1 pseudogene is annotated in these 325 nt (G+C 76.9%); it reads left to right on the top strand.

What is annotated here, in order from left to right:
• Nucleotides 1-325, top strand: a pseudogene (locus GT042_RS35690) (dihydroxyacetone kinase); the annotation flags it as partial.

Here is a 325-nt window from a genome sequence, read left to right as displayed (position 1 = left end):
CGTGTCCCCGGCCGACGAGGGGCCCGGCGCCTTCGGGTCCTGCCAGGCCGACGAAGGCCCCGCCTTCGAGGTGATCTACCTGCTGGAGGCCGGCGACGACGCGGTGGCCCGGCTGCGCGCCCGGCTCGACCGGCTGGGCGACTCCCTGGTCGTCGTCGGCGGGGACGGGCTGTGGAACGTGCACATCCACGTGGACGACGCCGGCGCCGCCGTGGAGGCCGGGGTCGAGGCGGGACGCCCGTACCGCATCAGGATCACCCACTTCGGCGCGGCGGAACGGGCGCCGGAGCAGGTCCAGCGGGCCGTGGTCGCCGTCGTCCCCGGC

Source organism: Streptomyces sp. SID3212 (assembly GCF_009865405.1).
Classification (GTDB): domain Bacteria; phylum Actinomycetota; class Actinomycetes; order Streptomycetales; family Streptomycetaceae; genus Streptomyces.
This window is presented reverse-complemented; position numbering and strand designations above follow the sequence as displayed.